Source organism: Allobosea sp. CER48 (assembly GCF_044752385.1).
GTDB lineage: Bacteria > Pseudomonadota > Alphaproteobacteria > Rhizobiales > Beijerinckiaceae > Allobosea.
In genome coordinates, this window is sequence record NZ_JBIWYK010000064.1 from 1 (window position 1) to 10,113 (window position 10,113).

At 67.9% G+C, this 10,113-nt stretch carries 7 protein-coding genes; 4 read left to right on the forward strand and 3 right to left on the reverse strand.

Going from position 1 to position 10,113, the window contains the following annotated elements:
* A partial coding sequence (locus ACIPIA_RS04490) for a hypothetical protein (RefSeq protein ID WP_400507081.1) occupies positions 1-356 on the reverse strand: 356 nt, incomplete at its 3' end.
* Between the two features lie 179 nt (positions 357-535).
* On the opposite strand from ACIPIA_RS04490, the gene ACIPIA_RS04495 reads away from it, so the two are divergent.
* From ACIPIA_RS04495 to ACIPIA_RS04510, 4 genes are all read left to right on the forward strand, one after another.
* The gene (locus tag ACIPIA_RS04495; RefSeq protein WP_400507083.1) at positions 536-1,720 is read left to right on the forward strand and encodes a Do family serine endopeptidase; all 1,185 of its coding nucleotides are present in this window, start codon (positions 536-538) and stop codon (positions 1,718-1,720) included.
* A 203-nt stretch (positions 1,721-1,923) separates the two neighbouring features.
* Positions 1,924-2,607: a winged helix-turn-helix domain-containing protein gene (locus ACIPIA_RS04500; protein ID WP_400507085.1), complete on the forward strand. Its 684-nt coding sequence runs from the start codon at positions 1,924-1,926 to the stop codon at positions 2,605-2,607.
* A complete protein-coding gene (locus ACIPIA_RS04505) occupies positions 2,591-4,093 on the forward strand; it encodes a sensor histidine kinase (RefSeq protein ID WP_400507087.1) in 1,503 nt (500 codons plus the stop codon). Before ACIPIA_RS04500 ends, ACIPIA_RS04505 begins: the two co-directional genes overlap by 17 nt.
* 15 nt (positions 4,094-4,108) lie before the next feature.
* On the forward strand, positions 4,109-7,063 hold the full coding sequence (locus tag ACIPIA_RS04510) for a bifunctional [glutamine synthetase] adenylyltransferase/[glutamine synthetase]-adenylyl-L-tyrosine phosphorylase (protein ID WP_400507089.1): 2,955 nt from the start codon (positions 4,109-4,111) through the stop codon (positions 7,061-7,063).
* A 3-nt stretch (positions 7,064-7,066) separates the two neighbouring features.
* Here the strand turns inward: ACIPIA_RS04510 and ACIPIA_RS04515 are convergent, their stop codons facing one another.
* Positions 7,067-9,364, reverse strand: a complete 2,298-nt coding sequence (locus tag ACIPIA_RS04515; RefSeq protein WP_400507091.1) for a PAS domain-containing sensor histidine kinase — start codon at positions 9,362-9,364, stop codon at positions 7,067-7,069.
* Positions 9,365-9,600: 236 nt separating this feature from the next.
* Positions 9,601-10,113: aminopeptidase N C-terminal domain-containing protein (locus ACIPIA_RS04520; RefSeq protein WP_400507093.1), on the reverse strand; the 513-nt coding region annotated here is incomplete at its 5' end.

The window sequence follows — 10,113 nt, forward strand, 5'->3', positions numbered from 1 at the left end:
CGGGCGGCCAGGGTCAGGCCGATGCGCTGGGCGATGGCGGGAGAATGCCCCGTCGCGGCGCGGCTGGCGCTCCTGGCAGGCTGTCGCATCGCCATGTCCTGCAGGCGATCGATCCCGCAGCGCGAGCGCTGCTCCGCTTTATAGGCGGGAGTCGAGCTCGCGTACCAGCTGCGCCGGCCATTCGGCCTCTCGACGACGACGGCATGCTTCGCGAAGACGCGCGCGTAGCAGTCGGCGTTCTCATAGCCCCGCGCCTGCGCCACGCGCAGCCCGGCACTGTAGGCGGTGCCCTGTTGCGCGAGGGCGGGACCGCTCGCGCCGGTCAACGCGGCTGCAATTCCCCAAAGGATGCGCATGATGATCCCCCTGGCCGGAAGGGAGCCGGCCCGGGCGGGCAACGTCAAGCCAGCGTGACGGCGCCCGAAGTCGAATCTTACGAAATCGTCATCTTCAGGCCAAAGCCGGGTAAGGCGCCGGGCCCCATGGTCCTCGTCACGAGCAGGGAGCAACCCCTGACGCTCACGAGGTTCAAACCATGACGACACAGAACGAGACCCGTAAGTCCATCCTCAAGCGCGGCGCTCTTCTCGCCGGCACCGCCGTTCTCGGCATCGGCCTGGCCGCCGGCATCGCCGACAGCGCCCTGATGCAGAACCACAACGCCGTCGCGCAGCCGATCCAGCTCTCCGGCACCCAGGGCACGCTGCCCTCCTTCGCCGACCTCGTCGAGAAGGTGAAGCCGGCCGTCGTTTCGGTCCGCGTCAAGACCCAGGTCGCGAGCGAGAACGGCGAGCAGAGCCTCGACGACCTGCCGCCGCAGTTGCGCCGCTTCTTCCGCGAGTTCGGCGAGAACGGGCGCCCGAACCGGCCGCCGCAGCAGCAGCAGCCGCGCCAGGGCATGGCCCAGGGCTCGGGCTTCTTCGTCAGCCAGGACGGCTATGTCGTGACGAACAACCACGTCGTCGAGAACGCTGCGGAAGTCCAGCTGGTCACCGATTCCGGCAAGACCCTGGAAGCCAAGGTCGTCGGCACCGATCCGCGCACCGATCTGGCTCTGCTCAAGGTCAAGGATGCCGGTGACTTCCCGTTCGTGCAGCTTGCCGATGGCAAGGCGCGCATCGGTGACTGGGTGCTGGCGATCGGCAACCCCTTCGGTCTCGGCGGGACGGTCACGGCCGGCATCGTCTCGGCCCAGGGCCGTGACATCGGCTCGGGCCCCTATGACGACTTCATCCAGATCGATGCGCCGATCAACCGCGGCAATTCGGGTGGTCCGACCTTCAACCAGAAGGGCGAGGTCGTCGGCGTGAACACCGCGATCTACTCGCCTTCCGGCGGCAATGTCGGCATTGCCTTCGCGATCCCGGCCTCCACCGTCAAGCAGGTCGTCGAGTCGCTGAAGAAGGACGGCACGGTGGCGCGCGGCTTCATCGGCGTGCAGATCCAGCCGGTCAACGCCGAGATGGCCGATGCCATCGGCCTGAAGGAAGCCAAGGGCGCGCTCGTCGCCGAGGCGCAGGGCAACGGCCCCGCTGCCAAGGCCGGCATTCGCCGCGGCGACACCATCACCGCGGTCAACGGCGAGGCGATCAAGGACGCCCGCGAGCTCTCCCGCAAGATCGCGACCTTCGCCCCGGGCACCAAGGCCACGATCACCCTGTTCCGCGAAGGCAAGTCCCGCGACGTGACCTTCGAGGTTGGCCGCCAGCCGGCGGCGTGAACCGGATCCGGGCGGGTCGTTTCGACCCGCCCGGCTCAGGCAGGTCCCACGGTTTCCTGTCGCCCCAGCCAAGGGACTTTGCCGTTACGGCGGCAGGCCGGATGCGTATCTTCCGGCCTGCCGTTTTCGTTTGAAAGGCGTTTTCGAGCAAAGCGAGTGCCGGTCCGTTTGGATCGGCATTTGCTCTGGGCTAGGTTCTCCCGATGCGACTCCTGATCGTCGAAGATGATGCCGAGGCAGCGGCCTATCTGACCAAGGCGTTCCGCGAGGTCGGCCATGTCGCCGACCATGCGGCGGACGGCCTGCAGGGCTATGCCATGGCCGAGGGCGGTGGCTACGACGTGCTGGTCGTCGACCGCATGCTGCCGCGCCTCGACGGCCTGTCCCTAATCCGCTCGCTGCGCGAGCAGAAGGACGAGACGCCGGCGCTGATCCTCTCGGCGTTGGCCCAGGTCGATGACCGGGTGAAGGGCCTGCGCGCGGGCGGCGACGACTATCTGCCCAAGCCCTACGCCTTTTCCGAGCTTCTGGCGCGCGTCGAGGTGCTTGCGCGGCGGCGCGGCGCGCCGGCCTCGGAGCCGACGACCTATCGCGTCGGTGAGCTGGTGCTCGACCGGCTGGCCCATCGCGTCACCCGCGAGGGCCAGGAGATCGTCCTCCAGCCGCGCGAGTTCCGGCTGCTCGAATATCTGATGAAGCATGCGGGGCAGGTGGTGACGCGGACCATGCTGCTGGAAAACGTCTGGGATTATCATTTCGACCCGCAGACCAACGTCATCGACGTGCATGTCAGCCGCCTGCGCGCCAAGGTCGACAAGGGCTTCGAGCAGCCGATGATCCATACGATTCGCGGCGCGGGATACATGGTCCGTGACAGCGCGCGCTGATGATCCCGCGCGGAAGCGCCAGAAGTTCCTGCCGACCCTGTTCCGCACGACGGCCTTCAAGCTGACGGCGGCCTATCTTGTCATCTTCGCGCTCTTCGCCGCCTTCGTGCTCGGCTATGTCGCCTGGAACGCGCAGCGCCTGCTGACCGATCAGATCCGCTCGACCATCGACGCCGAGATCCAGGGGTTGGCCGAGCAGCAGCGCCAGGGCGGTATTCGGCGGCTGGTCAACATCATCGAACGCCGCTCGCGCGGGCCGGGTGCCTCGCTCTATCTCGTGACGACGCCGGTGGGCGAGCGCATCGCCGGCAATGTCGAGGCGATACCGCCCGGCACGCTCGACCGGACCGGCGAGAGCGAGATCGAATACGCCCGCTCCAGCGAAACCGTCGACACGCCGAGCCATGCGCTCGTGCGCGTCTTCATGCTGCCGGCGGGTTTCCGCCTCCTCGTCGGCCGCGATCTCGAGGAGCGCGACCGGCTCGGCGCCGTGATCCGCCGCGCTGCCGGCTGGTCGGCGGCGCTGGTCTTCGTCCTCGGATGTTTCGCGAGCTGGTTCGTGGCGCGCCGCGTGCTGAAGCGGATCGACGGAATGAGCGAGACCGCGCATGGCATCATGGAAGGCGACCTGAAGGGGCGCCTCGCCATTGCCGGCACCGACGACGAGCTCGACCGCCTGGCGCTGAACCTCAACGCCATGCTCGACCGCATCGGGGAGCTCATGGCCGGCATGCAGCAGGTCACGGACAACATTGCCCATGACCTCAAGACGCCGCTGACACGGCTGCGCAACCGCGCGGAGGAGGCGTTGCGCAGCGCCCGGTCGCCGGATGAGCTGCGGACCGCGCTCGACGGCGCGATCGAGGAGGCGGACAACCTGATCCGCGTCTTCAACGCCCTGCTGATGCTTGCGCGGCTGGAGGCCGGTAGGGTCAGCGAGAACATGGCCGATATCGATCTCTCCGAGATCGTCTCCGGCATGTCGGAACTCTACGAGCCGCTCGCCGAGGAGGCCGGGCTTTCGCTGGTGGGCGAGGTCGAACCCGGTCTGCGTATCGTCGGCAATCGGGAACTCGTCGGACAGGCCGTCGCCAACCTCATCGACAACGCCCTGAAATATGGCGGGCCGGAGCAGGGCGGCGACGGGGTGGTCGCGGTATCCGCGAAGCGCAACGGGTCGGAGATCGAACTTTCGGTGGCCGATCATGGGCCGGGCATCCCTCAGGCCGACCGCGGACGCGTGCTCGATCGTTTCGTGCGGCTCGACACCAGTCGAAGCAAGCCGGGCTTCGGGCTCGGCCTGTCGCTGGCGGCCGGCGTGGTGCGCCTGCATGGCGGGCAGCTCCGTCTGGAAGACAATGCCCCGGGCTTGCGCGTCGTCATCGCTTTGCCGGTGACGGAGCCCAAGCCTGTGGAAACGCAGGTGGTACCGGAGGCTCAAAGCTCGACAGCCGTCGCAAACCCTGCTGGCGTGCCGTCCTCCTGAGGAGGATGATGCGCGATGGCTGAGCGGCTCTGTGACAGGCTGGATGCGGCGCCGGTCTTGCCGGCGCGCGCCAAGGCCGAGGCGCTGCTGGCGCGCGAGCTGATCGAGCGGCTCCACGATAAGGCGGCTGCCGATACGCTTCAGGCACATCTGGCCGAGCATCCACGCAGCGCGGCGCTGGTCGCGGGCGTGCTGGCCCATTCGCCTTTCCTGACCCAGGTCATGCGCTTCGACCCAGAAGGCTTGATCGCCTGCCTCACGCAGGCCCCAGAGACCCGCCGCGACGCGTTGCTGGCCCGCATCGAGGCCTTTGCCGGCACGGGCTGCGAGACGTCGGACCTGATGCGCGAATTGCGCCGCTTCCGCCGCGGCATGGCGCTCCTGATCGCTCTTGCCGATATAGGCGGCGTCTGGGATGTCGAGACCGTGACCGCGGCGCTGACCGCCACGGCCGACACGGCGGTGCGCCTTGCGACCAACCATGTTCTGCGGCAGGCGGCCGATCTCGGAAAGATCAACCTGGCCGACCTGGCCGATCCCGGTCCGGGCTCGGGCCTCGTCGTGCTGGCACTCGGCAAGCACGGCGCAGGCGAGCTCAACTACTCCTCCGACATCGACATCGTCGTCTTTTTCGATCCCGAAGCGGCGGAAGCCGCCGGCGTCGCCGAGCCATCGAGCCTCTTCGTCAGGCTGACCCAGCAGATCGCGCGCATCATTCAGGAGCGCACGCCTGACGGCTACGTCTTCCGCGTCGATCTCCGGCTGCGTCCCGACCCCGCGTCGACCCATGTCGCGATCGCGCTGCCATCCGCCTACTCCTATTACGAGACGGTCGGCCAGAACTGGGAACGCGCGGCGATGATCAAGGCGCGCCCGATCGCGGGTGACACCGGGCTGGGCCTGCGCTTCATCAAGGATCTCGCCCCCTTCATCTGGCGCAAGTATTTCGACTTCGCGACCATCGCCGATATCCACGCGATGAAGCGCCAGATCCAGACGGTGAAGGGCCACGAGACGATCGCGGTGGCCGGCCACAATGTGAAGCTCGGCCGCGGCGGTATCCGCGAGATCGAGTTCTTCGTGCAGACGCAGCAGCTCGTCTTCGGCGGGCGGCGCCCGGCGCTGCGGGGGCCGCGCACCCTCGACATGCTGAAGGAGCTGACGAACGAAGGCTGGATCACGCCGCAGGCACGTGACGAGCTCTCCGAATCCTATCGCTGGTTGCGGACGATCGAGCACCGCCTGCAGATGCGCGACGACGAGCAGACGCAGACCCTGCCCAAGCCGGCCGGCGATCTCGAGGCCTTTGCCCGCTTCTGCGGCTTTCCCAATACTGCCGCTTTCGGCAAGGCGCTGACGAGCCACGCCAGGCGCGTCGAAGGCCATTATGCCCTTCTGTTCGAAGAGGGGCCAAGCCTCGCCTCGGAGGCCGGGACGCTCAGCTTCACCGGTTCGGAGCCGGACCCCGAGACCGTCGAGACGCTCGGAAAGCTCGGTTTCCGCGACGGCATGACGGTGGCGGAGACGGTGCGTGGCTGGCATTTCGGCCGCCGCGCCGCCGTCACCAGCGCCCGGGCCCGCGAGGTGCTGACGGAGCTTACGCCCGCGCTGCTCGTCGCCCTCGGCCGCACTGCCGATCCCGACGGCGCGCTCGCCCATCTCGACAATGCCTTCGTCCGAATGCCGGCGGCGGTCGAGCTGCTGACGCTGTTGCGGTCGCACGACTCCTTGCTGACGCTCTTCGCCGAGATCCTCGGCAGCGCACCGCGCCTGGCCAAGGTCGCGGCCCTGCATCCGCACGTGCTCGACGGCGTGATCGACCCGGCCTTCGGGCAGGCGGTGCTCGACGTCGACACGCTGGAACGCCGCATTCGCAGCTATGTCGGCTCGCCGCCGCCGAGCGTCGAGGACGGGCTGGACCGGATGCGTGACGCGGCGCGGCAGGAGAACTTCCTGGTCGGCGCGCGACTGCTGTCGGGCGTCTATGCGGCGGAGGGGGCAGGGCAGGCCTATTGCGCCGTGGCCGAGGCCTGCCTGCGCGTCGCTTTTGCCGATACCCGCTCCTCCTTCACGGCCGATCACGGCGCGATCGAAGGCGCCGAAACCGTGGTGCTCGGGCTCGGCCGGCTCGGCGCCGGCGAGCTGACGCCGTCATCCGACCTCGATCTCATCCTGCTCTATGACCGGCCGGAGGATGCCGGCCCGAGCAACGGGGCCAAGAGCCTCGATCCGGTGACCTGGCATATCCGATTCACGCAGCGCCTGGTTGCAGCACTGACCGTGCCGACGCGTCGCGGTACACTCTATCAGGTCGACATGCGCCTGCGCCCGACCGGCAACAAGAGCCCGGCGGCGACGCAGTTCGCGGGCTTCGAGGCCTATCACGCGGGCGAGGCGGAGATCTGGGAGGAGATGGCGCTGACCCGCGCGCGCGTCGTCGCCGGCGATGCGGGGCTTGCGAAGCGGGCCGAGGCCTCGATCCGCGCTATCCTGTCGCGCAGGCGCGAGCCGGCCAAGGTTGCCGCAGCCGTGGCGGAGATGCGGGCGCTGATCGCCAAGGAGAAGGGGGAGAAGGACCCGTGGGACCTGAAGCTCGCGGCGGGCGGCCTCACCGATCTCGACTTCCTCGCCCAGTTCCTGCTCCTGGCCTATGCGAGCGATCACCCCGGCCTGATCGTCAACGACACGGCCTCGGTCTTCGCGGCCGCGCGGCAGGCCGGACTGCTCTCGGACAGCGATGCTTCCACCCTGTCGGAGGCGCATCGTTTGGTTCGCGACGTCCAGCTCTGGCAGCGCTTCACGGTCGAGGAGGCGTTCGATCCGAAGGCGGTGCCGCCCCGGGTGATGCGGCGCATTGCGACGGCCGTCGGAAGGCCTGACGCCAAGGTGTTGAAGGCGGAGCTCGACGAGGTCCGTTCGGGTGTGCGGGCGATCTTTACCCGCATCCTCTCGCAGGCGAAGGCGGGGTGAGCCTCAGGCCGCCTGCGCCGTGACGCGCTCCGCGCCGCCATCGAGCGGCAGATGGACCATGACGATGGTGCCGGCGCCCATCGCCGAGCGCAGCCTCAGCGAGCCGCCATGCAACTCGGCGAGCGACCGGGCGATGGCGAGGCCCAGGCCCGAGCCCTTGTAGCTGCGGACGAGGTCGCCCTCGACCTGCTCGAAGGGGCGGCCGACGCGGTCGATCTTCTCCTTGGGAATGCCGATGCCGGTGTCCTCGATGAAGATGTTGAGCGCGCCGGGGACGTGGCGGGTGCGCACCGCGATCCGCCCGCCTTCGGGCGTGAACTTCGCGGCGTTGTCGAGCAAGTTGCCGAGGATCTGGTAGAGGGCGCGCGGATCGGCCGCGAGGCGGGTGTCGAACGGGCCTTCGAGGTTGAGGATGAGCTGCTTGCGCTCGATCTCCGGCTGCACCTTGAGCAGGGCCTGGTCCAGCACGGGCCCGACCGCGATCTCGCTCTTCTCCAGCCGCATCTTGCCGGACTCGATGCGCGACATGTCGAGGATGTCGTCGATGATTCCGAGCAGGTAGCCGCCGCTGGAACGGATGTCGCGGACATAGTCGGTGTATTTCTCGCCGAGCGGGCCGAACATGTTGTTCTCCATGATCTCGGAGAAGCCGATGATGGCGTTGAGCGGCGTGCGCAGCTCATGGCTCATGTTGGCGAGGAACTCGGACTTGGCGCGGTTGGCGCTTTCGGCGACGGCCTTCTGCTCCAGATAGCGCTCGGCGAGCTCGGCGAGCTGCTGGGCCTGGGTCTCGAGCTTCTGGCGCGAGGCCTTGAGGTCGGTGACGTGCTTCAGGAGCTGATGCTCGGACTGGGTCAGCCGTTCTTCCTGCTGCTTGAGCTTGGTGATGTCCGTGCCGACGGAAACCGAGCCGCCGTCCTTGGTGCGGCGGCCGTTGATCTGGAGCCAGCGGCCATCCGAGAGACGGGCCTCGTAGGAGGTGGCGCCGGCGCTGCCGCGCAGGATCCGCGTCGGCTCCTGATCGATCTGCGGCTGGGCGGAGCGCGCCATGATCTCGTCGTAGCTCATGCCGGATTGCAGGGCGTCGGTGGTGAGCTGGTGAAGCTGCTGGTACTTGGCGTTGCAGAGGATCAGCCGGTTGTCGGCATCCCAGAGCACGAAGGCCTCGGAGATGGCCTCGACCGCGTCGCGCAGGCGGGCGTCGGCCGTGGCCGTGCGTTCGGCCATGCGGCGCTGCTCGGAGATGTCGACGACGATGCCGACGAGATGGCGCGAGCGGGTGCGGCGGTCGATGACGAGCTCGGCGCGGGCCTTGAGCCAGATCCACTCGCCCGACGAGGAGCGGACGCGGAATTCCTGGTCGAGATAGTTGGCCTCGCCACGGCTGACGGCATCGGCGATCGCGTAGAGGTCGACGTCATCGTGATGGATGAAGCTCGAGACCTCGCCGAAGGACATGTATTCGCCGGTGCGGTCGTAGCCGAGCAGGGCATACATCGAGTCCGACCAGTAGATGCGGCCGCGGGCCAGATCCCAGTCCCACAGCCCGCAATGGCCGCGATTGAGCGCGGTGTCGATGCGCTCGCGCACGCAGTCGCAATCCTCGTCGGCCGCGCTTGCGCGCTTGGACTGGAGCAGGAAGGCGAGGGTGATGACGCCGAGCACGAGGCCGGCGGCGGCGAACAGGATGGTCAGGCCGGAGCGGCGCAACTGCCAGACGGAAAGTGCCCGCGAGACCGGCTGCAGCACGGCGACCTGGCCGAGGGGAGCGGCGAGGTTGCGTACGCTGGCGAAGACGTCGGCGCCGTTGGGCAGGGTGATGCGCATCACGCCGGCGCGGTCACCGAAGACCGTGAGGGGCTGGGTCTGTCCGAGGAAATCGGTGAGATTGCGCTGCGTCTGGCCGATGACCGGTTCGCTGGCGATGACGCGCCCGTCTGCGCCGCTGACATGCACGATGCGGCCGTGAGCGGCGAGATGGCGGGCGGTGAGGGCGGCGAGCACGCTGGCCGGCTCCTTGCCCGCCAGGGTGGCGGTGTCGAGCTCGCGGGCGACGAGGGCCGAGACGAGGTCCATGTCGTTGGCCGCGTCGGCGAGAGTGTCATCTCGCATGGCGGAGGTCTGCAGGAACGCGCCCACGCCGAGGATGACGAGGAAGACGCCGACCAAAACGGGGATGGCCGTCCGGAATGCGGGCTCGAAGCTCTGGAAGCGCTGATAGACCGGGTGGGTCAGTGACCTTGCGACACCCAGAATCGTATCGGCGCGCACAGGTGCGCAATCCGCGTTGGCACGCGACATGCCCGTCCCCCTTCGGAAAACTTTACCGTCAGTAAGATCGGGAGACGTGCCGCATCCCCGCGAATCACTGTCAGTTGAATCTGGAGGGGGTGGTTTGTCTAGCCCTGAGTTGAGTTAATACTATAAAATTCACCCCTGGGTTGTGTCGTCTATCCAATGAATCCTGTGCGGGTAATGAAACGTTAACGTTTTGGACAGGTCGGCGTTAACCTTCGTCGAACGGCCCGAAAGAGCGCTCAGGCGAGCGCTCTTTCGGCGATATCGGCGACATCCCGCGAGAGGCCCGGCGTCCGCGCGACAGTGCCCAGGGCCTCCTGCGCCAGCTGCTTGCGGACCGGCTCGAGCATGCGCCAGCTCTTGAACGAGCCCAGCAGGCGGGAGGCGACCTGCGGGTTCGTCCTGTCCAGCGCGATGACGATGTCGGTGACGAAGCGGTAGCCCTCGCCGTCGGCCCGGTTGAACTGCGTGAGATTGGCCGCGAAGCCGCCGATCAAAGCTCGCACGCGGTTGGGATTTCCGAGCGAGAAGGCGGGGTGTTGCATCAGCCGCTTCACCCGGTCCAGCGTCCCGCTCTCCGCGATCAGCGCCTGGGCCATCAGCCACTTGTCGAGGACGAGCGGCTCGCCTGCATAGGTCTGCGCGAAGCGGGCGATCAGGGTCTCGCGCCTCTCGCCCGGGACCAGCGTCATCGCCGCGAGCGCGGCCAGCCGGTCGGTCAGGTTGTCGGAACTGGCGAACTGCTCCTCGCA

Excerpts from the sequence above, each read along its gene's own strand:
- ACIPIA_RS04495 (WP_400507083.1), top strand. The coding sequence starts at position 536 with ATGACGACACAGAACGAGACCCGTAAGTCCATCCTCAAGCGCGGCGCT.
- ACIPIA_RS04500 (WP_400507085.1), top strand. The coding sequence starts at position 1,924 with ATGCGACTCCTGATCGTCGAAGATGATGCCGAGGCAGCGGCCTATCTG.
- ACIPIA_RS04510 (WP_400507089.1), top strand. The coding sequence starts at position 4,109 with ATGGCTGAGCGGCTCTGTGACAGGCTGGATGCGGCGCCGGTCTTGCCG.
- ACIPIA_RS04515 (WP_400507091.1), bottom strand. The coding sequence starts at position 9,364 with ATGTCGCGTGCCAACGCGGATTGCGCACCTGTGCGCGCCGATACGATT.